Source organism: Rhizobium sp. 21-4511-3d, from assembly GCF_053522545.1.
Genome location: NZ_JBNWCF010000002.1, coordinates 78,512 through 103,865 on the forward strand (window position 1 = coordinate 78,512; position 25,354 = coordinate 103,865).

At 62.1% G+C, this 25,354-nt stretch carries 27 protein-coding genes and 1 riboswitch; of the genes, 8 read left to right on the plus strand and 19 right to left on the minus strand.

What is annotated here, in order from left to right:
• Positions 1 to 105: 105 nt before the first annotated feature.
• The 6 genes from ACQZ5H_RS06270 to crcB form a co-directional block, all read right to left on the minus strand.
• Entirely contained in the window at positions 106 to 1,638 is a 1,533-nt protein-coding gene (locus tag ACQZ5H_RS06270) for an acyl-CoA carboxylase subunit beta (protein WP_449097064.1), read from the minus strand.
• Positions 1,639 to 1,671: 33 nt separating this feature from the next.
• Entirely contained in the window at positions 1,672 to 2,127 is a 456-nt protein-coding gene (locus ACQZ5H_RS06275) for a hypothetical protein (protein ID WP_112716361.1), read from the minus strand.
• Positions 2,128 to 2,197: 70 nt separating this feature from the next.
• Complete coding sequence (locus ACQZ5H_RS06280; RefSeq protein WP_112716363.1) at positions 2,198 to 2,986, minus strand: ATP12 family chaperone protein; 789 nt, start codon at positions 2,984 to 2,986, stop codon at positions 2,198 to 2,200.
• Positions 2,987 to 2,995: 9 nt separating this feature from the next.
• Entirely contained in the window at positions 2,996 to 3,646 is a 651-nt protein-coding gene (locus ACQZ5H_RS06285) for an HAD-IA family hydrolase (RefSeq protein ID WP_449097065.1), read from the minus strand.
• Entirely contained in the window at positions 3,643 to 4,635 is a 993-nt protein-coding gene (locus ACQZ5H_RS06290) for an RluA family pseudouridine synthase (protein WP_112716367.1), read from the minus strand. The genes ACQZ5H_RS06285 and ACQZ5H_RS06290 overlap by 4 nt, the downstream gene beginning before the upstream one ends.
• A 90-nt stretch (positions 4,636 to 4,725) precedes the next feature.
• Complete coding sequence (gene crcB / locus ACQZ5H_RS06295) at positions 4,726 to 5,103, minus strand: fluoride efflux transporter CrcB (RefSeq protein WP_130278260.1); 378 nt, start codon at positions 5,101 to 5,103, stop codon at positions 4,726 to 4,728.
• Between the two features lie 111 nt (positions 5,104 to 5,214).
• Between crcB and ACQZ5H_RS06300 the strand changes: the two genes are divergently transcribed.
• Positions 5,215 to 5,484, plus strand: coding sequence for a hypothetical protein (locus tag ACQZ5H_RS06300; RefSeq protein ID WP_112716371.1), 270 nt, complete (start codon positions 5,215 to 5,217; stop codon positions 5,482 to 5,484).
• A 56-nt stretch (positions 5,485 to 5,540) separates the two neighbouring features.
• Here the strand turns inward: ACQZ5H_RS06300 and ACQZ5H_RS06305 are convergent, their stop codons facing one another.
• Together ACQZ5H_RS06305 and ACQZ5H_RS06310 are read right to left on the minus strand one after the other, a co-directional pair.
• Positions 5,541 to 6,527 carry a DUF1775 domain-containing protein gene (locus ACQZ5H_RS06305; protein ID WP_449097066.1) on the minus strand — a complete coding sequence of 329 codons (987 nt, stop codon included), beginning with the start codon at positions 6,525 to 6,527 and terminating at the stop codon, positions 5,541 to 5,543.
• Positions 6,528 to 6,603: 76 nt separating this feature from the next.
• A complete protein-coding gene (locus tag ACQZ5H_RS06310; RefSeq protein WP_449097067.1) occupies positions 6,604 to 6,984 on the minus strand; it encodes a hypothetical protein in 381 nt (126 codons plus the stop codon).
• 158 nt (positions 6,985 to 7,142) lie between these two features.
• Positions 7,143 to 7,234, plus strand: a riboswitch (glycine riboswitch).
• Between the two features lie 150 nt (positions 7,235 to 7,384).
• Here ACQZ5H_RS06310 and gcvT point away from each other — a divergent pair.
• The 4 genes from gcvT to ACQZ5H_RS06330 all read left to right on the plus strand — a co-directional run bounded on the left by gcvT (position 7,385) and on the right by ACQZ5H_RS06330 (position 12,196).
• The gene (gene gcvT, locus ACQZ5H_RS06315) at positions 7,385 to 8,521 is read left to right on the plus strand and encodes a glycine cleavage system aminomethyltransferase GcvT (protein ID WP_449097068.1); all 1,137 of its coding nucleotides are present in this window, start codon (positions 7,385 to 7,387) and stop codon (positions 8,519 to 8,521) included.
• A gap of 24 nt (positions 8,522 to 8,545) precedes the next feature.
• Entirely contained in the window at positions 8,546 to 8,908 is a 363-nt protein-coding gene (gcvH, locus tag ACQZ5H_RS06320) for a glycine cleavage system protein GcvH (RefSeq protein ID WP_112716379.1), read from the plus strand.
• Entirely contained in the window at positions 8,908 to 11,772 is a 2,865-nt protein-coding gene (gene gcvP, locus ACQZ5H_RS06325; RefSeq protein ID WP_199629588.1) for an aminomethyl-transferring glycine dehydrogenase, read from the plus strand. Before gcvH ends, gcvP begins: the two co-directional genes overlap by 1 nt.
• 154 nt (positions 11,773 to 11,926) lie before the next feature.
• The gene (locus tag ACQZ5H_RS06330; RefSeq protein ID WP_199629587.1) at positions 11,927 to 12,196 is read left to right on the plus strand and encodes a DUF982 domain-containing protein; all 270 of its coding nucleotides are present in this window, start codon (positions 11,927 to 11,929) and stop codon (positions 12,194 to 12,196) included.
• Between the two features lie 6 nt (positions 12,197 to 12,202).
• Here ACQZ5H_RS06330 and ACQZ5H_RS06335 read toward each other — a convergent pair whose 3' ends face one another.
• Complete coding sequence (locus ACQZ5H_RS06335; protein ID WP_449097069.1) at positions 12,203 to 13,003, minus strand: class I SAM-dependent methyltransferase; 801 nt, start codon at positions 13,001 to 13,003, stop codon at positions 12,203 to 12,205.
• A gap of 202 nt (positions 13,004 to 13,205) precedes the next feature.
• On the opposite strand from ACQZ5H_RS06335, the gene ACQZ5H_RS06340 reads away from it, so the two are divergent.
• A complete protein-coding gene (locus tag ACQZ5H_RS06340; protein WP_449097070.1) occupies positions 13,206 to 13,481 on the plus strand; it encodes a flagellar basal body protein in 276 nt (91 codons plus the stop codon).
• Between the two features lie 2 nt (positions 13,482 to 13,483).
• On the opposite strand, the gene ACQZ5H_RS06345 is transcribed toward ACQZ5H_RS06340, so the two are convergent.
• The 8 genes from ACQZ5H_RS06345 to ACQZ5H_RS06380 all read right to left on the minus strand — a co-directional run bounded on the left by ACQZ5H_RS06345 (position 13,484) and on the right by ACQZ5H_RS06380 (position 21,435).
• On the minus strand, positions 13,484 to 14,119 hold the full coding sequence (locus tag ACQZ5H_RS06345) for a LysE family translocator (protein ID WP_449097071.1): 636 nt from the start codon (positions 14,117 to 14,119) through the stop codon (positions 13,484 to 13,486).
• Positions 14,120 to 14,211: 92 nt separating this feature from the next.
• The gene (gene sufA / locus ACQZ5H_RS06350; protein WP_112716389.1) at positions 14,212 to 14,607 is read right to left on the minus strand and encodes a Fe-S cluster assembly scaffold SufA; all 396 of its coding nucleotides are present in this window, start codon (positions 14,605 to 14,607) and stop codon (positions 14,212 to 14,214) included.
• A 94-nt stretch (positions 14,608 to 14,701) separates the two neighbouring features.
• Complete coding sequence (locus ACQZ5H_RS06355; protein WP_112716391.1) at positions 14,702 to 15,082, minus strand: SUF system Fe-S cluster assembly protein; 381 nt, start codon at positions 15,080 to 15,082, stop codon at positions 14,702 to 14,704.
• A 10-nt stretch (positions 15,083 to 15,092) separates the two neighbouring features.
• Positions 15,093 to 16,331 carry a cysteine desulfurase gene (locus tag ACQZ5H_RS06360; RefSeq protein WP_449097072.1) on the minus strand — a complete coding sequence of 413 codons (1,239 nt, stop codon included), beginning with the start codon at positions 16,329 to 16,331 and terminating at the stop codon, positions 15,093 to 15,095.
• A 196-nt stretch (positions 16,332 to 16,527) separates the two neighbouring features.
• On the minus strand, positions 16,528 to 17,802 hold the full coding sequence (gene sufD, locus ACQZ5H_RS06365) for a Fe-S cluster assembly protein SufD (protein WP_449097073.1): 1,275 nt from the start codon (positions 17,800 to 17,802) through the stop codon (positions 16,528 to 16,530).
• A 22-nt stretch (positions 17,803 to 17,824) separates the two neighbouring features.
• The gene (sufC, locus tag ACQZ5H_RS06370) at positions 17,825 to 18,580 is read right to left on the minus strand and encodes a Fe-S cluster assembly ATPase SufC (RefSeq protein WP_112716397.1); all 756 of its coding nucleotides are present in this window, start codon (positions 18,578 to 18,580) and stop codon (positions 17,825 to 17,827) included.
• A gap of 74 nt (positions 18,581 to 18,654) precedes the next feature.
• A complete protein-coding gene (gene sufB / locus ACQZ5H_RS06375; RefSeq protein WP_130278250.1) occupies positions 18,655 to 20,124 on the minus strand; it encodes a Fe-S cluster assembly protein SufB in 1,470 nt (489 codons plus the stop codon).
• Positions 20,125 to 20,268: 144 nt separating this feature from the next.
• On the minus strand, positions 20,269 to 21,435 hold the full coding sequence (locus ACQZ5H_RS06380; protein WP_449097074.1) for a cysteine desulfurase family protein: 1,167 nt from the start codon (positions 21,433 to 21,435) through the stop codon (positions 20,269 to 20,271).
• Positions 21,436 to 21,638: 203 nt separating this feature from the next.
• Here ACQZ5H_RS06380 and ACQZ5H_RS06385 point away from each other — a divergent pair, with 203 nt between their 5' ends.
• Positions 21,639 to 22,316 carry an alpha/beta hydrolase gene (locus ACQZ5H_RS06385; RefSeq protein WP_112716403.1) on the plus strand — a complete coding sequence of 226 codons (678 nt, stop codon included), beginning with the start codon at positions 21,639 to 21,641 and terminating at the stop codon, positions 22,314 to 22,316.
• Here ACQZ5H_RS06385 and ACQZ5H_RS06390 read toward each other — a convergent pair.
• Positions 22,313 to 22,834, minus strand: coding sequence for a GNAT family N-acetyltransferase (locus ACQZ5H_RS06390; protein ID WP_449097075.1), 522 nt, complete (start codon positions 22,832 to 22,834; stop codon positions 22,313 to 22,315). The two genes, ACQZ5H_RS06385 and ACQZ5H_RS06390, sit on opposite strands and share 4 nt — an antisense overlap.
• The gene (locus tag ACQZ5H_RS06395) at positions 22,818 to 23,954 is read right to left on the minus strand and encodes an anhydro-N-acetylmuramic acid kinase (protein WP_449097076.1); all 1,137 of its coding nucleotides are present in this window, start codon (positions 23,952 to 23,954) and stop codon (positions 22,818 to 22,820) included. The genes ACQZ5H_RS06390 and ACQZ5H_RS06395 overlap by 17 nt, the downstream gene beginning before the upstream one ends.
• A 119-nt stretch (positions 23,955 to 24,073) precedes the next feature.
• On the opposite strand from ACQZ5H_RS06395, the gene tyrS reads away from it, so the two are divergent.
• Positions 24,074 to 25,330 carry a tyrosine--tRNA ligase gene (gene tyrS, locus ACQZ5H_RS06400; protein ID WP_449097077.1) on the plus strand — a complete coding sequence of 419 codons (1,257 nt, stop codon included), beginning with the start codon at positions 24,074 to 24,076 and terminating at the stop codon, positions 25,328 to 25,330.
• Positions 25,331 to 25,354: the final 24 nt, after the last annotated feature.

The window sequence follows — 25,354 nt, forward strand, 5'->3', positions numbered from 1 at the left end:
GGAAGAGCGTTAGCCTGTCCGCGGTGCCGAGAAAAATCACGGAATCACGGATGGCGTTCACATCTTCGACAGTGCCTAAACACCGGAAAGCACAGTTTTATTCGGTCAGAGCGGAATGTTGTCATGCTTCTTCCAGGGATTGGAGAGATCCTTGTTGCGCAGCATCTTCAAGCCCCGCGCCAGACGGCGGCGCGTCGAGTGCGGCATGATCACCTCGTCGATATAGCCGCGCTCGGCGGCAACGAAGGGTGACAGGAACCGGTCCTCGTACATCTTCGTATGCGCCGCGATCTTCGCGGAATCGGCGATATCCTTGCGGAAGATGATCTCGACGGCGCCCTTGGCGCCCATCACGGCGATCTGGGCCGTTGGCCAGGCATAGTTCAGGTCGCCGCGCAGATGCTTCGACGCCATCACGTCGTAGGCGCCGCCGAAGGCCTTGCGGGTAATGACCGTCAGCTTTGGAACCGTCGCTTCCGCATAAGCAAACAGCAGCTTGGCGCCATGCTTGATCAGCCCGCCATATTCCTGCGCCGTTCCCGGAAGGAACCCCGGCACGTCGACGAAGGTGACGAGCGGAATGTTGAAGCAGTCGCAGAAGCGCACGAAGCGCGCCGCCTTGCGCGAGGCGTCACTGTCGAGCACCCCGGCAAGCACCATCGGCTGATTGGCAACGAAACCCACCGTCGAGCCCTCGATGCGCCCGAAGCCGCAGACGATGTTCTTGGCAAAGCTCGCCTGGATCTCGAAGAAATCCCCCTCGTCGGCGACCTTCAAGATCAGTTCCTTGATGTCGTAGGGCTTGTTCGCATTGGCCGGAACCAGCGTATCCAGCGATTCGTCGGACTCTGTCACCGGCTGGTAACATTCGATCTCCGGGATCGGCGAGGTATTGGACTGCGGCAGGAAATCGATGAGACGGCGCACCTGCAGCAGCGTATCGACATCGTTGTCATAAGCGCCATCGGCAATCGACGACCGCGTCGTATGCACCGAGGCGCCGCCGAGCTCTTCCGCCGTCACGGTCTCGTTGGTCACGGTCTTCACGACATCGGGGCCGGTCACGAACATATAGGACGTGTCGCGCACCATGAAGATGAAATCGGTCATCGCAGGCGAATAGACGTCGCCACCGGCGCACGGGCCCATGATGACAGAGATCTGCGGAATGACGCCCGAGGCGAGCACGTTGCGCTGGAACACCTCTGCATAGCCGCCGAGCGCCGCGACACCTTCCTGGATGCGGGCGCCGCCGGCGTCATAGATGCCGATGATAGGCGCGCGGTTCTTCAACGCCATATCCTGCACCTTCATGATCTTCTCGGCATGCGCTTCCGAAAGCGAGCCACCGAAGACGGTAAAGTCCTTGGCAAAGACGAAGACGGTACGGCCGTTGACCGTTCCCCAGCCGGTGACAACGCCGTCGCCGGCGATACGGCTCTTCTCCATGCCGAAATCTGTCGAACGATGCTCGACGAACATGTCGAATTCTTCGAAGGAATCCTCATCGAGAATGAGGTCGATGCGCTCGCGCGCCGTCAGCTTGCCGCGCTTGTGCTGCGCTTCGATGCGCGCCTCGCCGCCGCCGAGACGCGCCGCATCGCGCCGGCGCTCGAGCTCTTCGAGAATTTCCTTCATGAAATCTCCTCCCGCCGCGCGAACGGCTCGTCGTCAGCCGCGCCCGGCCGTCAGCTGGAACGCCGAGCGGATGCGCGCTGCGATATCCTCTGCAAGAATCTGGTCGGCCATAGCCGGATCGTTGGCGAAGCTCGAAACGTCGAAGGCCGAGACGCCGATGACCGAGCCGTCATCGACCGAGGCCGCGTCGGCCGTGATCTTCGCGACGTTGCGGTTCTTGTCGAACCCCTGCCCCTTTGTGACGGAAACGATGCGGATCGTCAGAACGACGCGCGGATAGACATCGGTGCGGACCGTGGCGTTGATAGCCGCATTGACGCGGTCGCTGATCCCCGACAATACCGCCGGCGGAACGCCGACACCGCCGAGAACGACCGCGCTGCGGACGTCATAGATCGGCGCAGGCGGCTCCTTCGAGCCCATGCTGCAGGCGCTCAAGGCCACGCAAATCACCGCCAATTGGCAAAAACATAACCGCAGCCACTTCATTGCAAAACCTGCACCTATCCCCCGTCAGGAGTCGCAGATTTCGCCATTCTCGCTGTCAAAGCAATATGTTTCAGGCCCTTAGCGCCAAAAAAACATCCGCGGCGGCCTTGAAGTCTTCGAAGCGCTTGGCGCGGCGCGCCTCGGCTTCCTCGTCGCTGCCCCAATGCTCGATCGTCCAGTCTTCATCGAGATGCGCCAGCGACCAGACTTCGTCCATAGTGAGGTGCCGCTCGGCAAAAGCGAGCGCCAGGATCGCCGAACCTGTCAGCGTCGTGATCGTATGCAAGGCGGCGAGCGTCAGCGCATCGTCGTGGCGGCGCAGCGTCACACCGAAGGCAGCGATCGCATCGCGCGGCTGCTCGTGGTGCATGACACCCTCGATCAGGATGAAGCGCGCGCCAAGATCGTCAGCCGCCCAGTCGAGCACCGGATCCCAGCGATCGGCCTGGCGCTTCACCAGCATTTCCGGGCCGTCGGCGCGGTAGCAGAGAAGATCGCTGGACGAAAAGCGCAAAAGATCCTCGATGACCGCCTGCGTATCGGTGGCAACACCATCGAGCGCCGTATTGACCAGACGGGTCACCGGCATGGTCGATGGATCGATCATCTCGGCCTGCGCATCCCATTCGGCGGCAAGCAGATCGCCAAGCGCCTTGGCGGGAACGGCCAGAATCTGTTTGGCAGGCGTGCGAACCGCCTTGCCGTCGAGCAGAATGGCGAAGCCGCCGTCTTCCTGTTCGGCAACGGTCACATCCTTGTAGAATCGCTTGGGCAGCGGCTTCTTCATCTGGATCTGCGCGCGGCGGATCGGATCGGGATGGCTGAGACCTTCGGAAAGGTCGTTCAACAGGTCGCGCATGGCGTCACCTCAAAAATGCTCGAGCAGGTCTTTCGGATGGCGGACGATGGCGTCGGCTCCGGCGGCAACAAGGTCTTCGACACTTGCATAACCCCAGGATACGCCGATCGCCTTGGCACCGGCCGCCTTTGCCATCTGCATATCGTAAATCGCATCGCCGATGACAATGGCGTCGGTCGGATTCATGCCTGTTTCGTCACAGCATTCGGTAACCATCGCCGGATGCGGCTTCGACGGGCAGTCGTCGGCGGTGCGCGAGACGATGAAATCCGGCGCAAACCCGTGCGTTTCGAGAACGTTCACAAGGCCGCGCCGAGACTTGCCGGTGACGGCGCCGATCAGGATGTCGTCACGCGCGGCAAGCGCTGCAATCACCGGCTTGATGCCGTCGAACAGTGGTACGTCCATGCCCGGCTCGCTGCGCACGTCCATGTAGATTTTCTTGTAATGCGCGGTCATCGCCACCGCCTCGTCATCGACATGCGGCTTGCCCTGCATCCGGGCAATGGCGATATCGAGCGTCAGGCCGATGATCGACTTGGTTGCCGAGATATCCGGCCGCGGATAGCCGAAATCCACGAAGGTGCGTGCCATGACCTCGTGGATCAGCGCAGCGCTGTCGACGAGCGTGCCGTCGCAATCGAAAAGCGCCAGTTTCATTCCTCGTCGTCCCTTTCGGCACCGGCGAGATCGAGGCCGAGCAGGTTCCAGGTCTGAACCATGTGCGGCGGCAGCGGCGCGGTCACCTTCAGGCGGCCGCCGTCCGGATGCGGAATATCGATCTTGCGGGCATGCAGATGCAGCCGCTTCTGGATGCCGCCCGGGAATGCCCAGTTCGGATCCTCGATGAAATATTTGGGATCGCCGATGATCGGGTGTCCGATGTGGAGGGCGTGGACGCGCAGCTGGTGTGTACGTCCTGTATAAGGCTCCATCTCAAGCCAGGCGAGGTTCTGAGCGGCAGTCTCAAGGACGCGGTAGTAGGAAATGGCGTGATCGGCGCCGTCCTCGCCATGCTTGGCGATCCGCATGCGATCGCCGTCCTCGGTCGCTTCCTTCACCAGCCAAGTCGAAATCTTGTCTTCGTGCTTGCGCGGCACGCCGCGTACCAGCGACCAGTAGGTCTTCTTCGTATCGCGCTCACGGAAGGCGGCCGTCAGCTTCTGCGCCGCGCCGCGGGTGCGGGCGATGACCAAAACCCCCGACGTGTCGCGGTCGAGGCGGTGGACGAGCCGCGGTTTCTCGCCCTTCTTGTTGGTCCAGGCTTCCAGCATCTTGTCGATGTTGCGGGTGACGCCCGATCCGCCCTGCACGGCAAGGCCGGCAGGCTTGTTGAGCACGATCACCTTGTCGTCTTCGTGCAGCACCATGCGCTGCAGGAGATCGTAATCGTCACCGTGCTTCAGGTCATGAGAGGCTATCGGCCCGGTCTTCTTGGCATCGACGTCAAGCGGCGGCACGCGGACGACCTGTCCCGGCTGGATGCGCGCATCGGTCTTCACCCGGCCGCCATCGACACGGACCTGGCCGGAGCGCAGCAGTTTCTGTAGGGGGCCGAAACCGAGCCCCGGATAATGGATCTTGAACCAGCGATCGAGGCGCATGCCCGCTTCGTCGGCTTCAACAGTGATATGTTCGATACCGGCCATTGTTCTTGTCTTTCCGGAAATGATTGCCTGCGCCTGGCGCGGCGGTTGCCGCTGGCTTTAGAGCATTTTTGCCCGCGCGGGAACCGCCTTTCAGAGCAAAGCGCGCATCAGGGCGAGACCAGCGATGACGGCGGCCATCGAGAGACCGACGCTGGCAGCGATATAGACGCCGCCCATCACCGCCTCGCCGCGCTCGAAGAGCGAGATGGCATCGAGCGAAAAGGCCGAAAACGTCGTGAAGCCGCCGAGAAAGCCGGTGATCAGCAGCAGCCGGAGATCGGCCGATGCATTGAAGCGGCGCGCGATCATCTCGGCAAACACGCCGATGATGAAGCAGCCGACGATATTGACGATCAGCGTACCCCACGGAAAGTTCGGCCCCCATAATCTGAGGGACCACTGACCGACGAAATAGCGCAGCAGAGACCCGGCAGCACCGCCGCCGGCAACGAGAAGAGCTTGAAACATGGGCGTTGTGTAGCGCAGCATCGGTCCGATTCCAACAGTTTCCGGCCCATCGCTAAAATGCGAGCGATTTCCTTAGCGGGGCAAGAACGCGGACTGTCTATCCTGAAGCGGATGACACAGGTCGTAACCATATCCGCGAGCACCGCGGCCGCCGCTTTCGAGTCGCTGAGGATCGCTCAGCGCGTGCCGCCGAACATGGCCGCCAAGGAAACGCGCCGGATGGCCGAGCGCCAGCTGCGCGGCGTTGCAGCCGCCGACGAGCTCGAAGATTCGCCCAACATCATTCAATCGACCGAAGTGGCCCTCGACCTGATGACCAAGGGCAATAAGCAGCCGCAGGCCGGCCTGCAGCAGGCGCTCAGATCTTACGAGGAAGTCTGATTTTATCCCCCAGGAAGCGAAAGGGCCCGCGGTGAAAGCCGCGGGCCTTTTGCTGTTTACTTGCCCTGCGCGGACAGGACCTTCAGCGTCACATCCACCTTGCCGGCCTTCTCGAAGGTCAGCGTCACCGGAACGCTGTCGCCCTGCTTGAAGGGCGTGGTGACCTTCTGGAACATCAGATGCAACGCGCCCGGCTCCAGCTTGACGGTCTCGCCGGCCGGAACCTTGATGCCGCCCTTGAGCTCGCGCATCTTCATCACGTTGTTCTCGGTCTTCATCTCGTGCATCTGCACTTCGCCGGCATTCGGCGAGGACACGGCAATCAGCGTATCGTCGGTCTTGCCATCGTTCTTGATCGTCAGGAAGCCGCCGCCGACCGGTTGGCCCGGCAGCATCGCCTTTGCGAAGGCACCGGAGATTTCGAGATCGCCGAGCTTGGCTTCATCGCCAGCCGGTGCCGCCATCGCCATTCCGGCCATGCCGCTCATGTCCATGCCCGCCATGTCGTCATGGCCATGGCCGTGATCGCTGCCCGCGACAACGGTCAGCACCGGCGCCGGGCTCTTCAGCTTGTGCGGATCGCGGCCTTCGGCGGCAACCTGGTCCCAGGCCTCGACGGTATCGCCGCAGAGCTGCGTCACCGGGAAAGCCAGCGACGTCCCGGCATCGACGCCGGAGACCTTACCCTGGATGACGAATGTATCGTAGAAATCGTCGGAGAGATTGCCGCCCTTCCAGCGGATCTCGATCGCGCCCGACTTCACCGGCGTGCCGTGATTGTCGTAGCTCTTCTTGTAGTCGCCCTTGATGACCTCAAGTTCCCAGCCGGCCTTCGGCTGCGGCTTGGCGAAAACGAAACCTTCCGGCAGCTTTACCTGCACTTCATTGGTCGGCTTGCCATCGCAGCCATGCGGCACCTGCAGCGTCGCGAGAATCGTCGCTTCCTGCGGAGCCTCGGCGTCGAGGAAGGTCACATGGGCGCAGGCCGCCGTTGCGGCAAAGGAAAGAGCGGCGGCAAGGCCAAGGGTCTGAACGGTTTTCATCTGGTGTCTCCTCGCCGGCATCCGCATCGTCTTGGCGGGCTCCGGCATCATGTTGCATTTCGGTTCGGGCTGGAGATCAGGCCAGAACCGGCGGCCCCCGCGATTTCGGCTGCGCCACCGCGCGCACCGGCAGGACGGCGATATCGCTGGTCAGCGCATTCTCGAAAGAGGAAAAGTCGAGCTTCAACCATGCGGCCGCATCCGGCGCAGGCAGAATGATCGAGGCAGCGAGACGGCAGACCTCGCAATTCGGCCTCATCGGCAGGTGCTTGCCATCGTCGTCCTTGACGGTCACGCAAAGCGAGGCGAAGGAGCCGTCAGGCAGGGCATATTCGGCGCTGCTATAAAGGGGTTCAGTGGCAGGCTGCGGCGCCTGATGCGCAAGGCCGAGCACAAGCAGGCCCAGCGCGCAGATCATGCGCGTCAGCATCCCAGCTTTCCGGCCCGTGTTCGCCATCAAATCCCCTTCCGCGGCTGTCGCGATTAATCACTTTATTGACGAAAAGCAAAAGCCGATTTGACGCAGATCACAATTTGCACCGTGATGCCGCGACAAAAATTTGTTCGGCGGCGACATTCCCCCTTGCCAACAACCCGTTCCGCCCGATAATTGCCGCGACCTTGTTGGGAGAAGCCGGTTCGCAAGTGCCGGTGCCGAAGGAGCAACCGCCCCGGAAACTCTCAGGCAAAAGGACCACAAGGGGCAGACGGAACTCTGGAGAGAGGCGTTCTCGAAACGCTCGCCGAAGGGATAACAATCTCAGGCGCAAGGACAGAGGGGGCTCGATAACGAGGCGCAGCCGCGCCTTCATTTGAGCCCGCGCATGGACTTCCACGCGCAACGACCGGAGGCGTCATTGGACGATACTGCTGCCCTCAAGAAAACCCCGCTTCATGCGCTGCATCTGTCGCTCGGCGCCCGCATGGTTCCCTTCGCCGGATACGACATGCCGGTGCAATATCCGGCCGGCGTCATGAAGGAGCACCTGCAGACCCGCCAGGCCGCCGGCGTCTTCGACGTGTCCCACATGGGCCAGGTCATCGTGAAGGCGAAGACCGGGAAGTATGAGGATGCAGCGCTTGCGCTCGAAAGCCTCGTGCCCGTCGATATCCTCGGCCTCGCCGAAGGACGCCAGCGCTACGGTTTCTTCACCGATGACAACGGCGGCATCCTCGACGACCTGATGATCACCCATCTCGACGATCACCTGTTCGTCGTCGTCAACGCCGCCTGCAAGGAAGAAGACGTCGCGCATATGCAGAAGCATATCGGCGACCGCTGCGACATCACCGTGCTCGACCGCGCGCTCATCGCCCTGCAGGGACCGCGCGCCGTCGATGTGCTCGCCGAACTCTGGGCCGACGTCGCCGCCATGAAGTTCATGGATGTGCGCCACTGCCGCCTGCATGACGTTTCCTGTCTGGTTTCCCGCTCCGGCTATTCCGGCGAAGACGGCTTCGAAATCTCCATTCCCGCCGACAAGGCCGAGGATGTCACCAAGCGGTTGCTTGAGCATCCGGACGTCGAGGCGATCGGCCTCGGTGCCCGCGATTCGCTGCGCCTCGAAGCCGGCCTCTGCCTCTATGGCAACGATATCGACACGACGACGACGCCGGTCGAAGCTGCCCTTGAATGGGGCATGCAGAAGGCCCGCAAGACGGGCGGCGTCCGCGCCGGCGGTTTCCCGGGTGCCGAGCGCATCCTCGCCGAACTGGACAATGGCGCCACGCGCCGCCGCGTCGGCCTGAAGCCGGATGGCAAGGCGCCGGTGCGCGGCCATGCCAAGCTCTATGCCGATGCCGAAGGCAAGACCGAGCTCGGCGAAGTCACGTCCGGCGGCTTCGGCCCGAGCGTCGAAGGCCCCGTCGCCATGGGTTACGTGCCGCTGTCGCATGCGGCTGCCGGAACGGTCATTTTCGCTGAAGTGCGCGGCAAGTACCTGCCCGTCACCGTCAGCGCCCTGCCCTTTATTACGCCGACCTACAAACGCTGAAACATTTCCCAGAGAGGACAAACAATGCTCAAGTTTACCGAAGAACATGAATGGCTGAAGATCGAAGGCGGCGTTGCAACGGTCGGAATCACCAATTACGCCGTTGATCAGCTCGGCGACCTCGTATTCGTCGAACTGCCGGAAATCGGCGCGACCTTCGCCAAGAACGACAATGCTTCGACCGTCGAATCCGTCAAGGCAGCCTCCGATGTCTATTGTCCGCTGGATGGCGAGATCACCGAAGTCAACGAAGCCATCGTCGCCGACCCATCGCTGGTCAATTCCGATCCGCAGGGCGCCGGCTGGTTCTTCAAGCTGAAGCTTGCAAATGCGGCTGATGCCGATGGCCTGCTCGATGAAGCGGCCTACAAGGAGCTCACCGCGTAATGACGACGCCGACCGAATTCCAGTTCACCGACTACCAGCCCTACGACTTTGCCAATCGCCGCCATATCGGTCCGTCTCCGGCCGAAATGACCGATATGCTCAAGGTCATCGGCTATAACAGCCTCGACGGGCTGATCGACGCGACCGTCCCGCCCTCCATCCGCCAGAAGGCGCCGCTCCTCTGGGGCGCGCCGATGACGGAGCGTGAAGCGCTCGACAAGCTGCGCGAGACCGCCAACAAGAACAAGGTGCTGACCTCGCTGATCGGTCAGGGCTATTACGGCACGATCACACCGCCGGTTATCCAGCGCAACATCCTCGAAAACCCCGCCTGGTACACGGCCTATACGCCCTACCAGCCGGAAATCTCGCAGGGCCGCCTCGAGGCGCTGCTGAACTACCAGACGATGATCTGCGACCTCACCGGTCTTGACGTCGCCAATGCCTCGCTTCTCGACGAAGCAACGGCTGCCGCCGAAGGCATGGCGATGGCCGAGCGCGTCTCGAAGTCGAAGGCCAAGGCCTTCTTCGTCGACGCCGCCTGCCACCCGCAGACGATCGAGCTGATCAAGACCCGCGCCGAGCCGCTCGGCTGGAGCGTCATCGTCGGCAACCCGTTCACGGATCTCGATCCGGTCGACGTCTTCGGCGCGATCTTCCAGTATCCGGGCACGCACGGCCACATCCACGACTTCACCGGCCTGATCTCCCGCCTTCACCAGACGGGCGCGATCGCCATCGTCGCTGCCGACATCCTGGCGCTGACGCTCCTGAAATCGCCTGGCGAAATGGGTGCCGATATTGCTATCGGTTCGTCGCAGCGTTTCGGCGTTCCGGTCGGCTACGGCGGTCCGCATGCGGCCTACATGTCCGTCAAGGACGCGCATAAGCGCTCGATGCCGGGCCGCCTCGTCGGCGTCTCCGTCGATGCCCGCGGCAATCGCGCCTACCGCCTGTCGCTGCAGACCCGGGAACAGCACATCCGCCGCGAAAAGGCGACGTCGAACATCTGCACCGCGCAGGTCCTGCTCGCCGTCATGGCCTCCATGTACACCGTCTTCCATGGTCCGAAGGGCATCAAGGCGATCGCCCAGCAGGTCCACCAGAAGGCCGTGCTGATGGCCAAAGGCCTCGAAAAGCTCGGCTACAAGGTCGAGCCGGAAACCTTCTTCGACACGATCACTGTCGATGTCGGCCACATGCAGGGCCTGATCCTGCGCGCAGCCGTTGCCGAAGGCGTCAACCTGCGCAAGGTCGGCGGCACCAAGATCGGCATGAGCCTTGACGAGCGCACCCGCCCGGCAACGCTGGAAGCCGTCTGGCGCGCATTCGGCGGTAATTTCGCCGTCGGCGATTTCGAGCCGTCCTATCGCCTGCCGAAGGATCTGTTGCGCACCAGCGAATACCTGACGCATCCGATCTTCCACATGAACCGCGCCGAAAGCGAAATGACCCGCTACATCCGCCGGCTCTCCGACCGCGATCTGGCGCTCGACCGCTCGATGATCCCGCTCGGCTCCTGCACGATGAAGCTGAACGCCACAGCTGAAATGCTGCCGATCACCTGGCCCGAATTCTCGGATATCCATCCGTTCGTTCCGGCCGACCAGGCGCTCGGTTATCGCGAGATGATCGACGACCTGACGGAAAAGCTCTGCGCTGTCACCGGCTACGATGCCTTTTCCATGCAGCCGAACTCCGGTGCACAGGGCGAATATGCGGGCCTCCTGACGATCCGCAACTACCATATCGCCAACGGCAATGGTCACCGCGACGTCTGCCTGATCCCGACCTCCGCACACGGCACCAACCCGGCCTCTGCCCAGATGGTCGGCATGAAGGTCGTGGTCGTCAAGGTTCGCGAGAACGGCGACATCGACCTCGACGATTTCCGCGCCAAGGCCGAGCAGTATTCGGAGAACCTCTCCTGCTGCATGATCACCTACCCCTCGACGCACGGCGTGTTCGAGGAAACGGTGAAGGAAATCTGCGAACTCGTGCACAAGCACGGCGGCCAGGTCTATCTCGACGGCGCCAACATGAACGCCATGGTCGGCCTGTCCCGCCCTGGTGATATCGGCTCCGACGTCTCGCACCTCAACCTGCACAAGACGTTCTGCATCCCGCATGGCGGCGGCGGTCCCGGCATGGGCCCGATCGGCGTCAAGTCGCATCTGGCGCCGCACCTGCCCGGTCACTCGGAAACCGACGGCCGCCCTGGCGCCGTTTCGGCTGCAGCCTTCGGTTCGGCATCGATCCTGCCGATCTCCTGGAGCTACTGCCTGATGATGGGCGGCGAAGGCCTGACGCAGGCTACCAAGGTGGCGATCCTCAACGCCAACTATATCGCTGCCCGCCTCAAGGGTGCCTATGATGTGCTCTACAAGTCCGAAGCCGGCCGCGTGGCGCATGAATGCATCATCGACACCCGTCCGCTGGTCGACAGCTGCGGTGTGACGGTCGATGACGTCGCCAAGCGCCTGATCGACTGCGGCTTCCACGCGCCGACCATGAGCTGGCCGGTTGCCGGCACGCTGATGATCGAGCCGACGGAATCCGAAACCAAGGCCGAACTCGACCGCTTCTGCGAAGCCATGCTGGCGATCCGTCAGGAGGCCCGCGACATCGAGGAAGGCCGCTCGGACAAGCAGAACAACCCTCTGAAGAACGCTCCGCACACGGTCGAAGACCTGGTCGGCGAATGGGATCGCCCCTATTCGCGCGAACAGGCCTGCTTCCCGCCCGGCGCCTTCCGCGTCGACAAGTACTGGTCGCCGGTCAACCGCGTCGACAACGTCTACGGTGACCGCAACCTGATCTGCACCTGCCCGCCGCTGGAAGACTATGCCGAGGCGGCCGAGTAAGCGCTGAACAACGAAACGCCCGGCTTTGGCCGGGCGTTTTCATTTCCCGAAGATCGTGACCTGACGATGGCTGGAGAACGAGACCTTTTCCCTTGTCGCAGAAGACCCACACCGCTAAGGACATCGGACTTTCGATAAAGGCAGGTTTGAACCCATGGCAAAATCCGACAACGATCTCACTCAGGTGCCCTGGGCAACCCCCGTGCTGCTGGCGCTCGAAGAGCCTGGCCAATATGTGACGATCGGCACCACGCAGGCCGCCTCCTGGGCAATGATCGAGGATTGGCCGACCGAAGACGGTCCGGCGCTCGACAAGGCGCTGCTGATCTGCGCCGACGTCATCAAGGGCAAGGCTAGCAACGAACAGGCCCGTAACGCCTTCATCGCTGCGGCTGTCGAAGCCGGCATCGATATCAAGAAGTAAGCCGCCTCAGGGCACGCGGCCCCGGCAGGCCCATGCGACATTGGCAAAGGATCGCGGACCGTCGGGCCGCCCGGCTTCGTAGGCATCGCGTACCGCAGCATCGACCTGCGCCCTCTCCGCGCCGTCGAGCTTGCCCACAAATGCGCCGAGCGGCCCTTCCCCCGCTGCAATCGGCCCCCAATAGTCGTCGAAATTTTCGTAATTCATACGGATCATGAGCTGCGTCTCCTCAACATCGAGGAGCCCGCCTTCGATGAAAGCCCGCTTCATCTCGCCGGGCTGTATCATCGGCTGGAAGCAGTAGCGGCTGCGAAGCTGGCGTCCGGCCTCGCTGAGCGCCGCGACCGTATCGATCATCATCCGCATGCCCGCCATGCCGCCGAGATGATCCCAGACGACGGCCGCAACGGTACCGCCGGGGCGCGTGACCCGGCGCATCTCGCCGATCGCCTTCTTTGCCTCGGGAATGAAATGCAGGACGAGCAATGCCAGAGCGCGATCGAAGCTCGAGGCCTCAAAAGGCAATGCGCAGGCATCGGCCTGCCGGATGGTGATCCGCGGATCATTGTTCCGCCGCAGCGCCTCCTCGACGAAGACGGATGAGAAATCGATCGCCTCGATCGCCTGGATACGCCGGGAATGGGCAAGTGCGAAGGTCAGACTGCCGGTGCCGCAGCCCACATCGACGATGCGATCACCATCCTCAACACCGGCAAAATCGATGAATGGCAGCGCGAGCTTCTGGCTCCAGCGCCCCATCAGCTGTTCGTATCCGGATGCCTTGTGGACATTGAAACTCGAGGACATTGCCGCCTCCGTCAGCTACCAGCATGGTAGTCCCCGACCCCGCCCTTGCCAAGCACGGACCACGCCGCCCGCCTTCACGAAGCTGCACCAGTTCGAAACAGATCGTGCTTTGGAGCGCCAATGCCGTTAACGAAACCCGTTCAGCATTCGCTAAGCGCCAGCTGCTATAGCAAGCCTACGGAAGTGTGGGGAATACCGGCTGATGAACATCTCGAGCATCATGAATACCGCGTCGTCGGGCATGCGCGCGCAGACCAACCGTTTCGCCGCCACCGCCAACAATGTCGCGAACCTCAACACGCCGGGCTACAGCCGAACCGATCCCTCGACGATGACGACGGATGAAGGCCAGCCGGCCGATCTCGCCACCGAGATGACGGACATGATGCAGTCGGCACAGGGCTACAAGGCGAATGCGATCGTCTTCGAAACCGGCGCCGATCTCTGGCAACTGCTCGCCACCATCAAGCGCGACTGATTTCAGCCGAACAGATTGACCGCGGCATAGCCGAGAATGGCGCCGCCGAAACCGATGATCAGCCATCCCGAGATACGGCGGATCAGCAGCGTCACGTCGCGGGAGATTCGGTCCCGCGCCAGATTGACGGCAGCGCTGAGCAGCGTCCACCACACCATCGCCCCGGCAAAGACGCCAGCGACGATCGCCGCAGTCTCAATCGGCGTATTGCCATCCACCAGTCCGAGACCGGCAAACAAGCCGCCAAACGATAGCAGCGCGCCGGGATTGGAGATCGCCAGCAGGAAGGTCGAGGCGATCGTCCGGAAGAGGTTTCCCGCCCCCATTTCGCGCGCAGCCGCCGGCGGCGTCACGAGGTCGCGAATGCCGAGAAAGATCAGCAGCAGGCCGCCAATCGCTGCGATCGGCAGCGAATAGGCATCGACGACATCTGAGACCATCGCCAGACCCGCCGCAGCCACCAGCGCATAGACGGAATCCCCGAGCGCCGCCCCGATACCGATTGCAGCACCCGACGCGAATCCGCGGTTCAAGCTGCGGTCAATGCAAAGCGTCGCAATCGGCCCGGGCGGTATCGTGATAACGAGACCGAGCAGAGCGCCTTTGGCAAACAGCAGAAGCAGCGTTTCGATGATCATGCCTGAGAGATGTTACGCCGCCGCGATCGGACAACTGCAAAAAGAAAAAGCCGCCATCGCTGGCGGCGTGTTGGTGGCCATGACACCGCGCATCAATGCGAAGCGGTCACCACGGGATTTCCCTGGGCGGCAAGAGCCGCGAGATCGGCAGGCTTCAGTTCGACGGATTCGCCGCAGCCGCAGGCCGATGTCTGGTTCGGGTTGGTGAAGGTGAAGCCGGAGCGCAGCGTCGTCTGCTCGAAGCCGAGCTGGGTGCCGAGCAGATAGAGCACGGCCGAGGGCTCGATCCAGACGCTCGCACCGTCGCGCTCGATCAGGTCGTCCTTCGGGTTGGGCTCGGTCACCATGTCGATGGTATATTCCATCCCGGCGCAGCCGCCCTTCTTGATGCCGACGCGAATGCCCTTGGCGTCCGGTCCAGCACCGCCGACGATCGCCTTCACGCGATCGGCCGCTTCCTGCGTCATGCTCATCACTGCAAAGCCCATCGGCTCATTCTCCTTACGCACGCGGATTGAAGGTCCGGTGTTTCATGAATCAAATGTAGTGCCAGTGGCTTAACCGATCAATACCAGCCGCCAATTAGTACCAGCCGACAGCGACCTGCGCCTCTTCCGACATGCGGTCCGGCGTCCACGGCGGATCGAAGGTCATTTCGACTTCGACGCCCGACACGCCTTCGACGGCGCCCACGGCATTCTCGACCCAGCCGGGCATCTCGCCGGCCACGGGGCAACCGGGTGCGGTCAGCGTCATCATGATCTTGACCATGCGGTCGTCTTCGATGTCGATCTTGTAGATCAGACCGAGTTCGAAGATATCGGCCGGAATTTCCGGGTCGTAGACCGTCTTCAGCGCGCCGATCACGTCGTCGCTGAGACGCGCCAGCTCTTCCGCCGGAATGCTCGAATGCACGATACCCTCGCGCACGTCGGTCTTCTGTTCGCTGTCATCAAGGCTCATTACGGTATCCTCAAGCAAAGAACTTGCGCGCATATTCCAGCGCATCGGCCAAGGCATCGACCTCGGCGCGGGTATTATACATCGCGAATGACGCACGGCATGTGGAGGTCACGCCGAAGCGTTTCAAGAGCGGCATGGCGCAATGCGTGCCGGCGCGAACCGCAACACCACGCCGATCGATAACCGTCGAGACGTCATGGGCATGCAGGCCTGCAAGCTCGAACGAGAAAATACCGCCCTTGCCCGGCGCATTGCCGATGACCCGCAGCGAATTGACTTCGCGTAGCCGCTCGGTCGCATAGGCCGTCAAATCCGCCTCGTGGCGCGCGATCGCCTCGCGGCCGATCTTCTCCATGTAATCCAGCGCATAGCCGAGGCCGATCGCCTGAACGATCGGCGGCGTGCCGGCCTCGAAACGATGCGGCGGCTCGTTATAGGTGACGTTGTCTTCGGTGACTTCGAAGATCATCTCGCCGCCGCCCTGGAACGGGCGCATCTCACGAAGGCGATCCTTCTTGCCGTAGAGCACGCCGATCCCCGAAGGGCCGTAGAGCTTGTGGCCAGTCATCACATACCAGTCGCAGTCGATATCCTGCACATCAACAGGCATGTGGACGGCGCTCTGCGATCCGTCGAGCAGTACCGGAATACCGCGCTCGTGGGCGATACGGCAGATTTCCTTGACCGGAACGATGGTGCCGAGCGCATTCGACATATGGGTGATGGCAACGAGCTTGGTGCGCTCCGTCAGGCTCTTCTCGAAAGCTTCGATATGGAAAGCGCCGTCGTCATCGACATCAACCCAGACCAGCTTGGCACCCTGCCGCTCGCGGATGAAATGCCAGGGAACGATGTTGGAGTGATGCTCCATGATCGAAACGACGATCTCGTCGCCCTCGCCGATCTTCGGCATGCCCCAGCCATAGGCGACCGTATTGATCGCTTCGGTGGACGACTTGGTGAAGACGATGTCATCGACCGAAGGCGCATTCAGGAAGCGGCGCACCTTTTCGCGCGCAGCTTCGTAAGCCTCGGTTGCTGCATTCGACAGGAAATGCAGACCGCGATGCACATTGGCATATTCGTTCGAATAGGCATGCGTCACCGCGTCGATGACGGCCTGCGGCTTCTGGGCCGACGCGCCGTTGTCGAGATAGACCAGCGGCTTGCCATACACCTCCTTCGCCAGGATCGGAAAATCCCTGCGAATGGCTTCGACGTCGTAGGCGACTGGGTTAACCTGGTCCATTGCAGACCCTTTCGGTTTTCGCTGTCGAACATGGCTCCGGCAGAAGCCTTATGCCGACAAGCGTCTCACTTGCACTGCGTCATCCTCGGGCCTGTCCCGAGGATCCAATCACGTCGCAACACGATCGACCGTTGTAGATGCTCGGAACAAGCCCGAGCATGACGAAGGATAGGCTGCGTCAATGCCGCCGGCGCCTTCAGGCGTGCTTTTCGAGCCAGGCGGAAATGATGCCTTCCAGCGCATCCACCAGAGCCTCGTCTTCCAGCTCCTCGACGATTTCGGCGACGAAGGCGTTGACGAGCATGGCCCGCGCCTTGTTCTCCGGAATGCCGCGAGCCATCAGGTAGTAGAGGTGGTTGCTGTCGATATCGGCAACCGTCGCGCCATGGCCGCACTGCACGTCGTCAGCGAAGATCTCAAGCTCCGGCTTGACGGAGAACTCGGCATCATCAGACATCAGCAGCGTGTTGCAGGCCATCTTGGCGTCGGTCTTCTGGGCATCCGGGGCAACCCGGATCATGCCCTGGAACACGCCCTTGGCGCGATCGAAGACGACGTTGCGGATGATTTCCGTCGAACCGGTATTCGGCACGTTATGGCCGAGAACCATGGTGACGTCGGTGTGGGTTTCGCCGCCGAGCAGGTTGATGCCGCGCAGGGTCAGGTCGGAACCCTCGCCCGTCGCCTTGATATGCAACTCCTGGCGCACCAGCTTGCCGCCGGCATTGATGACGAAGAGCTTCAGCTTCGCGTCAGCGCCGAGATCGATGCGGATCTGGCCGAGATGCGTGTCGTCACCACCCTGCTGCTGCAGGATGATCCAGGTCAGCTCCGAACCGTCGCCGATCGTGATGTCACTGACATGGGACACGAGAGCGGCATCAGGGGTCACCGACAGGTGACGCTCGATGACGGTGCCCTTCACGCCTGCTCCGAAGGTGACCGGAAGGCGCGTATGGATCTGGCCGCCGGCATGGACGATATCGATCTCGAGCGGCTGCTCGAGTTCGGTCTCGGCCGGAATGTCGATCACATAGCCGTCGCGCACGAAGCTGCCGTTGATCCGGCCAACCGCATCGTCGGCGCCAAGCGCGCCGAGAGAAGTTGCAGCCGAACCGTCGAGCAGGCTCTGGGCATAGCTCGAAATCTCGATACCGCCGACCGAAGCCTTGGCATCGACATGGCCCTGGACGATCGAAAGCACGGAAGAGCCCTCGACGAGCGGCTTCACCGTCTTCGAGGCAGCGTCACCGGCAACCGCCGGGATGGCGCGCAGCAGGTTCTTGAGGTCGGTATAGTGCCAGGCCTCGACGCGGCGCGTCGGCAGGCCGGACTTCTTGATGTCGTCGAGCAGGCGGTCGCGCGTCGCCGTGACCGCGCCGTCGCCCGGCAGTTCGCCGAACTGGTTGTTGAAAGCCTCGATGAGCGCAGCTTCCGCGGCGGTCAGGCGGCTCGTGGTCTGCATGTTCATGGACACGTCCTTTCCGCCTTAATCAGGCTGCCGCTCCGATGATGTCGGCATAACCGTTGGCTTCCAGCTCATGTGCCAGCGTCTTGTCGCCCGACTTGATCACCTGGCCCTTGTAGAGAACGTGAACGGTGTCGGGAACGATGTAGTCGAGCAGGCGCTGATAGTGGGTGATGACGATCACGGCGCGATCAGGCGAACGCAGCGCGTTGACGCCGTCGGCAACGATCTTCAGGGCGTCGATGTCGAGACCGGAATCGGTTTCGTCGAGCACGCAGAGCTGCGGCTGCAGCAGCGCCATCTGCAGGATTTCGGCGCGTTTCTTTTCGCCGCCGGAGAAGCCGACGTTCAGCGGGCGCTTCAGCATATCGGGGTTGATCTGCAGCTTGGCGGCAGCATCCTTGACGAGGCGCATGAAGTCCGGCGTCTTCAGCTCTTCTTCGCCACGCGCCTTGCGCTGCTCGTTCATCGCCACCTTGAGGAACTGCATCGTGGCAACGCCCGGAATTTCGACCGGATACTGGAAGGCCAGGAAAATGCCCTTCGAAGCGCGCTCGGCAGCGTCGAGCTCGAGAATGCTCTCGCCGTTATAGAGGATATCACCCTCGGTGACTTCGTAGTCTTCGCGGCCCGACAGGATGTAGGAGAGCGTCGACTTGCCGGAGCCGTTCGGACCCATGATCGCGGCAATCTCGCCAGCCTTCACCGTCAGGTTCAGGCCACGAATGATCTCGGTGCCGTCTTCGGCGATACGGGCGTGCAGGTTTCTGATTTCAAGCATGTTCTTTTTCCATAAAAGCGTTCGGAAACGGGCGCGCCCAACCGCGCCCTCGAATAATCAATGCAGAGACGGCGTCAGCCGACAGACCCCTCAAGCGAGATGCTGATCAGCTTTTGCGCTTCGACGGCGAATTCCATCGGCAGTTCCTGCAGGACTTCCTTGACGAAGCCGTTGACGATCAGGGCGATCGCTGCTTCGGTCGGGATGCCGCGCTGCAGGCAGTAGAAGAGCTGGTCTTCGGAGATCTTCGAGGTGGTCGCCTCGTGCTCGAACTGCGCGGTCGAGTTCTTCGCCTCGATGTAAGGCACCGTATGGGCGCCGCACTTGTCGCCGATCAGCAGCGAGTCGCACTGCGTGAAGTTGCGGGCGTTTGACGCCTTGCGGTGAGCCGAGACCTGGCCGCGATAGGTATTCTGCGAAACGCCGGCGGCAATACCCTTCGAGACGATGCGGCTCGACGTATTCTTACCGAGATGGATCATCTTGGTGCCGGAATCGATCTGCTGATGACCATTGGAAACCGCGATCGAGTAGAACTCGCCGCGGGAATCGTCGCCGCGCAGGATGCAGGACGGGTACTTCCAGGTGATCGCCGAGCCGGTTTCGACCTGCGTCCACGAAATCTTCGAACGGTCGCCGCGGCAATCGCCACGCTTGGTCACGAAGTTGTAGATGCCGCCCTTGCCCTGGGCGTCGCCCGGGTACCAGTTCTGAACGGTCGAATACTTGATCTCGGCATCATCGAGAGCAACGAGCTCGACGACAGCCGCATGCAGCTGGTTTTCGTCGCGCTGTGGCGCGGTGCAGCCCTCGAGGTAGGAAACATAGGCGCCTTCCTCGGCGATGATCAGCGTGCGCTCGAACTGGCCGGTATTCTTCTCGTTGATGCGGAAGTAGGTCGACAGTTCCATCGGGCAGCGAACGCCCTTCGGCACGAAGACGAACGAGCCGTCGGTGAAGACGGCCGAGTTCAGCGTCGCGTAATAGTTGTCGGAGGTCGGAACGACCGAGCCCAGATATTTCTGAACCAGTTCAGGATGCTCGCGGATCGCTTCCGAGATCGACATGAAGATCACGCCGGCCTTCTTCAGCTCTTCCTTGAAGGTGGTGACGACGGAGACGCTGTCGAAGACGGCATCAACGGCGATCCGCGGCTTCTCGACGCCGGCCAGGATTTCCTGTTCCTTCAGGGGAATGCCGAGCTTCTCGTAGACCTTGAGGATTTCAGGGTCGACTTCATCCAGCGACTTCGGACCCGGCGTGCTCTTCGGCGCCGCGTAATAGTGGATGTCGTTGAAATCGATCTTCGGATAATCGACGCGCGCCCAATTCGGCTCTTCCATCGTCAGCCAGCGCTTGTAGGCTTCCAGGCGCCATTCGAGCATCCATTCCGGCTCCTGCTTCTTGGCGGAGATGAAGCGGATGATGTCTTCGGACAGGCCCTTGGGTGCCTTGTCCATTTCGATGATGGTCTCGAAACCGTATTTGTACTGATCGACGTCGATCTCGCGGACGCGATCAACCGTTTCTTGTACGGCTGGCATGTCGTTCTCCAATCTCGCCGGCTAAAGGTCCGGCAGGCTGTCGTGCGGGCAATTTTCTGATTGCCCCTTATGTAGTGGGCCAAAAGGGCCTTTTCAGCCCTGATGGCAAGCGGAAATTTCCGTTTCCGCAATTTTGTGAGACGGTCAGGCCGCCTCCCCGGCCGGCCTGCGCCGTCCGGCAATTTTTCCGAACGCGGCAAGCGCCCGGTCGATATCCTCGTCGCTGGTCGCAAAGCCGAGCGAAATGCGCAGCGCGCCGAGCTTCGGGTCATGGCCCATGGCAACGAGAACATGGCTCTCGCCGACCTTGCCGGACGAACAGGCAGAGCCCGCCGAAAGCGCCACACCTTCGAGATCGAAGGCGATCTGGCCGGTCTCGGCCTTCAGGCCCGGCAGCGTGAAGAACGTCGTGTTCGACACACGCGCACCATCGGCGCCGTAGATCACCACATCGGGTGCCGCTGCCCGCATGCCGCTTTCCAGCCGCGCCTGCAAGGCCGCGATCCGGTCGTTCCGTTCGCTGAAATCCGATCGCGCCTGTGCGGCAGCCGCACCGAAGCCGATGACGGCAAGCGAATTCTCTGTCCCCGACCGGTGACCCTTTTCCTGCCCGCCGCCATGGATCAGCGGCTTCGGCATCAGGATCTCGCCGCGCGACACCAGAGCGCCGGCGCCCTTGGGCCCGCCGAGCTTGTGCGACGACAGGATCAGAAAGTCGGCGCCGAGCGCATTGATATCGATCTCAATCCGTCCCGCGGCCTGCACGGCATCGACGACGAGAAGGCCGCGATGCGCCTTGACGATCTCGGCTGCCTCGCGAACCGGCTGGACGATCCCAGTCTCGTTATTGACGAGCATGATCGCCACCATCGGCAGACCGGATGAGGCATCGTGACCGGCAAGCAGGCCCTGAAGCGCCGCAAGATCGACGGTACCATCCGACGTCACCGGAATCTCGGTGGTCTTGTCCTTCGGGAAGCGCCCACCCTCGCGAACAGCGGGATGCTCGACGGCACTGTAATAGAGATGACCGACCGCGAGCGGCGTGCGCCCCATGCGGAATTCCGGCGTCAGCACCATATTGGCGGCTTCGGTCGCACCGCTCGTCAGAATGACATGCGCGGGCTCGGCCCCAACAAGGGAGGCAACCTCGCGACGCGCACCTTCGATTGCAGCGCGAACGGCACGTCCCTCGCCATGCACGGAATTGGGGTTGCCGAACAGATCCATGGCGCGCAAAACTGCTTCGCGCACTACGGGATGCAGCGGCGATGTCGCGTTCCAGTCAAGATAAAGGCGGGGCGACGCCATGATCTCAAGTCCTGCGCTTGGTTTCTGCTTCGGTGGTCCGGCTCATTTTTCTTGAAATTTCCGCCGGGCTTGCCTTATGACACTTTCACACTGCGTGGCGTGCCATGCAAAGTTTCGAATTGTTCTAAACTGCGTTTTAGAAAAGCTGACAACGTCCGTCAAGTCTGCGCAGTCCGAACGCGAAAATAAAACCCGGAGTACCGATGCCCGAAGTCATTTTCAACGGCCCTGCCGGCCGTCTTGAAGGCCGCTACCAGCCCTCCAAGGAAAAAAGCGCACCGATTGCCCTCATCCTGCACCCGCACCCGCAGTTCGGCGGCACGATGAACAACCAGATCGTCTACCAGCTCTTCTACATGTTCCAGAAGCGCGGGTTCACGACACTGCGCTTCAATTTCCGCGGAATCGGCCGTAGCCAGGGTGAATTCGACCATGGCGCCGGCGAGCTCTCGGATGCCGCCTCGGCACTCGACTGGGTGCAGAGCCTGCATCCCGATTCGAAGACCTGCTGGGTCGCCGGCTACTCCTTCGGTTCGTGGATCGGCATGCAGCTTCTTATGCGCCGCCCGGAGATCGAAGGCTTCATGTCGATCGCTCCGCAGCCGAACACCTACGACTTCTCGTTCCTGGCGCCCTGCCCGTCCTCCGGCCTGATCATCAACGGCGAGCAGGACAAGGTCGCCCCGGAGAAAGACGTCAACGGCCTCGTCGAGAAGCTGAAGACGCAGAAGGGCATCCTGATCACCCACCGCACCGTTCCGGGCGCCAACCACTTCTTCAACGGCCAGGTCGAGCCGCTGATGGCCGAGTGCGAGGATTACCTCGACCGCCGCCTGAACGGCGAACTGGTGCCGGAACCGGCTGCCAAGCGTATTCGCTAAGCCTTGATATCGCTGGCGCCGATCTCGAAGGTCGGCGCCACGAAGCCATCGATCAACCTCGGCTCGATCTCCCGCATGCCGGCTTTGCGCAGCACGTGCTGGGAAGCAAAATTCTCCGGATGCGTGAAGGCGATCAAGCGGTCGCTGAAGCCCTTGCCGAGGAACCAGGCGATCAGTCCCCGCGCCGCCTCCGTCGCATAGCCCTTTCCCCATTCGTCCTCATGGAATGCGTAGCCGAGCTCGAACTCGCGCGCCTCCTCGTCATGCAGGGAGATCCCGGCACGGCCGACAAAGCGCCCGTCGCTCTTGGCCACGACCTTGTATTTCGTCGTGCCGTCATCGTCCTGCTCGTCGATCCACTGCTCGATGCGCGACTGGCAGCGTTCCATCGTCCAAGGCAAGCCACCCGACATGAAGCGGCTCGTCGCCAGCGTCGAATGCAGGGCATGAACCAACGGCGCTTCGTCCGGCTGCCACATAAGGAACGTCAGCCGCTCTGTCTCAAGGATCGTCTGCATCGATAGCCTCCTCCAGCACACCGCCGCTCACCGCTTCCCGGACACCCGTCGTGCCCGGATAGGTCAACGGCAGCCCCTCGAGCGAGCGCACGGCCAGATAAGCCCAAGCCTCCGCCTCCATCGCGTCGCCGTTGAAACCGGCTTCTTCCGCCGAAATCACCGTCGCCCGATGCTCCTCAGCCAGCTGCGCAAGATCGCGCATGATCACCTTGTTCAGGCGCCCGCCACCGCAAATCACATAAAGCGCCGGCGTCACCGGCAGGTGACCGGCCGATTTGATGATCGATGCCGCCGCCACATAGGCAAGCGTGCGCGCGCCATCGGCAAGCTCGGCATCCCGTCCCAGCGGCGGCAGGAAATCGTTGCGGTCGAGCGATCGCCGCTTTGCCGCGGTAAAGAACGGGCTCGCGAGATAGCGTTCGGCCAGCTCGCTGACGACATGGCCCTCGGAAGCGATCATGCCGCCCTGATCGAAGGGTATCCCGGCATGGGCCTCCACCCACTGATCGATCAGCGTGTTGCCCGGGCCGCTGTCATAGGCAATCATCGTACCATCGGCACCGACATAGGTCAGGTTGGAGATACCGCCGATATTGACGAAACAGACCGGCGTCTTCGCATCGCCTATATTGGCGGCCAGTGCGGCGTGATAGGCAGGCACGAGCGGCGCGCCCTGGCCGCCATGCACCATATCATTCGCCCGCATGTCGTAAACCGTCGCAATACCGGTCTCGCGGGCGAGAAGCGCGCCGTCGCCAATCTGGACGGTCAATGCCTCGTCCGGCCGGTGCAGGACGGTCTGGCCGTGAAAGCCGAGGACGTCGATAGCGCCGGCCTCCATTGCATTCTGTTGCAAAAACTCCCTAACGGCAGTTGCGTGCCGCTGCGTAAGCTCCCGTTCGATGGCCGCGAGATCGCCCGGCCGTTCCTGCCGATTCTTGATCGTCTTCGCCTGCTCGAGTGCCGTTTTCAGCCGTTCGCGAAAAGCCGGATCGTAGGAAACGCCGAGAAACGGCCCGCGCTCGACGAAGCCCTCGCCGTCGGTCCGCAGCAACGCCACATCGATCCCATCCATCGACGTGCCGCTCATCAGGCCGATCGCGGTTCTCACTCCGGGCATGCTTCCTCCAAAAACTGTGCCGCCGAATAGTGCACTTTCGGCAAAACAGTGCTAAACGCGCCGCGGCGCTTCAACAAGTGCCGATCTCAATTCCCTCCGAAGCCTCAAGAGACGAAGTCATGTCCGAGTTCAAATCCGATTTCCTGCGCACCCTGAAAGAGCGCGGCTTCATTCATCAGATCTCCGATGAAACAGGCCTCGACGATCTGCTCGCCAAGGAAACCGTGACTGCCTATATCGGCTATGACCCAACGGCTTCGAGCCTCCATGTCGGTCACCTTACGCAGATCATGATGCTGCACTGGTTCCAGGCAACCGGCCATCGCCCGATCTCGCTGATGGGCGGCGGCACCGGCATGGTCGGCGACCCCTCCTTCAAGGAGGAAGCGCGCAAGCTGATGACCATCGACATGATCGAAGACAACATCGCCTCGATCAAGCGCTGCTTCTCCAACTACCTCGACTACGGCAAGCCGGCCAATGCTGCGCTGATGATCAACAATGCCGAATGGCTGCGGTCGCTGAACTATCTCGAATTCCTGCGCGATGTCGGCCGTCATTTCTCGGTCAACCGCATGCTGTCCTTCGACAGCGTCAAGACGCGCCTCGACCGCGAGCAGTCGCTTTCCTTCCTCGAATTCAACTACATGATCCTGCAGGCCTACGACTTCGTCGAACTGGCGAAGCGCTACGACTGCCGCCTGCAGATGGGCGGCTCCGACCAGTGGGGCAACATCGTCAACGGTATCGACCTCGGTCACCGCATGGGGACGCAGCAGCTTTACGCGCTGACTTCGCCGCTGCTGACCACCTCGTCGGGCGCCAAGATGGGCAAGTCCGCCTCTGGCGCCGTCTGGCTGAACGCCGAACTGCTGCCGGTCTATGACTTCTGGCAATATTGGCGCAACACCGAGGATGCCGACGTTCCGCGCTTCCTCAAGCTCTTCACCACTCTGCCGATGGACGAGATCGCTCGCCTCTCGGCAATCGGTGGCGCAGAACTCAACGAGGTCAAGAAGATCCTCGCAACCGAAGTCACCGCCATTCTGCACGGCCGCGCCGCCGCAGAACAGGCAGCTGAAACCGCCCGCAAGACCTTCGAGGAAGGCGCTCTCTCGGACAACCTTCCGTCGGTGGAAATTCCGGCCGCCGAACTCGATGCCGGTCTCGGCCTGCTGTCGCTCATCGTCCGCGCCGGCCTCGCCGCATCGAATGGCGAAGCACGCCGTCACGTTCAGGGTGGTGCCGTGCGCATCAACGATCAGGCGATCAGCGACGAGCGCACGGTGATCGGCAGCAGCGAGATTACCGCCGATGGCGTGATCAAGCTGTCGCTCGGCAAGAAGAAGCACATCCTGATCCGCCCTGCAGCCTGAGCGGCCCGCACGACCTGATCCAAG

Bases quoted from the DNA above. Each gene is read 5' to 3' on its own strand.
- ACQZ5H_RS06270 (WP_449097064.1), bottom strand. From the start codon at position 1,638: ATGAAGGAAATTCTCGAAGAGCTCGAGCGCCGGCGCGATGCGGCGCGT.
- ACQZ5H_RS06275 (WP_112716361.1), bottom strand. From the start codon at position 2,127: ATGAAGTGGCTGCGGTTATGTTTTTGCCAATTGGCGGTGATTTGCGTG.
- ACQZ5H_RS06280 (WP_112716363.1), bottom strand. From the start codon at position 2,986: ATGCGCGACCTGTTGAACGACCTTTCCGAAGGTCTCAGCCATCCCGAT.
- ACQZ5H_RS06285 (WP_449097065.1), bottom strand. From the start codon at position 3,646: ATGAAACTGGCGCTTTTCGATTGCGACGGCACGCTCGTCGACAGCGCT.
- ACQZ5H_RS06290 (WP_112716367.1), bottom strand. From the start codon at position 4,635: ATGGCCGGTATCGAACATATCACTGTTGAAGCCGACGAAGCGGGCATG.
- crcB (WP_130278260.1), bottom strand. From the start codon at position 5,103: ATGTTTCAAGCTCTTCTCGTTGCCGGCGGCGGTGCTGCCGGGTCTCTG.
- ACQZ5H_RS06300 (WP_112716371.1), top strand. From the start codon at position 5,215: ATGACACAGGTCGTAACCATATCCGCGAGCACCGCGGCCGCCGCTTTC.
- ACQZ5H_RS06305 (WP_449097066.1), bottom strand. From the start codon at position 6,527: ATGAAAACCGTTCAGACCCTTGGCCTTGCCGCCGCTCTTTCCTTTGCC.
- ACQZ5H_RS06310 (WP_449097067.1), bottom strand. From the start codon at position 6,984: ATGGCGAACACGGGCCGGAAAGCTGGGATGCTGACGCGCATGATCTGC.
- gcvH (WP_112716379.1), top strand. From the start codon at position 8,546: ATGCTCAAGTTTACCGAAGAACATGAATGGCTGAAGATCGAAGGCGGC.
- gcvP (WP_199629588.1), top strand. From the start codon at position 8,908: ATGACGACGCCGACCGAATTCCAGTTCACCGACTACCAGCCCTACGAC.
- ACQZ5H_RS06330 (WP_199629587.1), top strand. From the start codon at position 11,927: ATGGCAAAATCCGACAACGATCTCACTCAGGTGCCCTGGGCAACCCCC.
- ACQZ5H_RS06335 (WP_449097069.1), bottom strand. From the start codon at position 13,003: ATGTCCTCGAGTTTCAATGTCCACAAGGCATCCGGATACGAACAGCTG.
- ACQZ5H_RS06340 (WP_449097070.1), top strand. From the start codon at position 13,206: ATGAACATCTCGAGCATCATGAATACCGCGTCGTCGGGCATGCGCGCG.
- ACQZ5H_RS06345 (WP_449097071.1), bottom strand. From the start codon at position 14,119: ATGATCATCGAAACGCTGCTTCTGCTGTTTGCCAAAGGCGCTCTGCTC.
- sufA (WP_112716389.1), bottom strand. From the start codon at position 14,607: ATGGGCTTTGCAGTGATGAGCATGACGCAGGAAGCGGCCGATCGCGTG.
- ACQZ5H_RS06355 (WP_112716391.1), bottom strand. From the start codon at position 15,082: ATGAGCCTTGATGACAGCGAACAGAAGACCGACGTGCGCGAGGGTATC.
- ACQZ5H_RS06360 (WP_449097072.1), bottom strand. From the start codon at position 16,331: ATGGACCAGGTTAACCCAGTCGCCTACGACGTCGAAGCCATTCGCAGG.
- sufD (WP_449097073.1), bottom strand. From the start codon at position 17,802: ATGAACATGCAGACCACGAGCCGCCTGACCGCCGCGGAAGCTGCGCTC.
- sufC (WP_112716397.1), bottom strand. From the start codon at position 18,580: ATGCTTGAAATCAGAAACCTGCACGCCCGTATCGCCGAAGACGGCACC.
- sufB (WP_130278250.1), bottom strand. From the start codon at position 20,124: ATGCCAGCCGTACAAGAAACGGTTGATCGCGTCCGCGAGATCGACGTC.
- ACQZ5H_RS06380 (WP_449097074.1), bottom strand. From the start codon at position 21,435: ATGGCGTCGCCCCGCCTTTATCTTGACTGGAACGCGACATCGCCGCTG.
- ACQZ5H_RS06385 (WP_112716403.1), top strand. From the start codon at position 21,639: ATGCCCGAAGTCATTTTCAACGGCCCTGCCGGCCGTCTTGAAGGCCGC.
- ACQZ5H_RS06390 (WP_449097075.1), bottom strand. From the start codon at position 22,834: ATGCAGACGATCCTTGAGACAGAGCGGCTGACGTTCCTTATGTGGCAG.
- ACQZ5H_RS06395 (WP_449097076.1), bottom strand. From the start codon at position 23,954: ATGCCCGGAGTGAGAACCGCGATCGGCCTGATGAGCGGCACGTCGATG.
- tyrS (WP_449097077.1), top strand. From the start codon at position 24,074: ATGTCCGAGTTCAAATCCGATTTCCTGCGCACCCTGAAAGAGCGCGGC.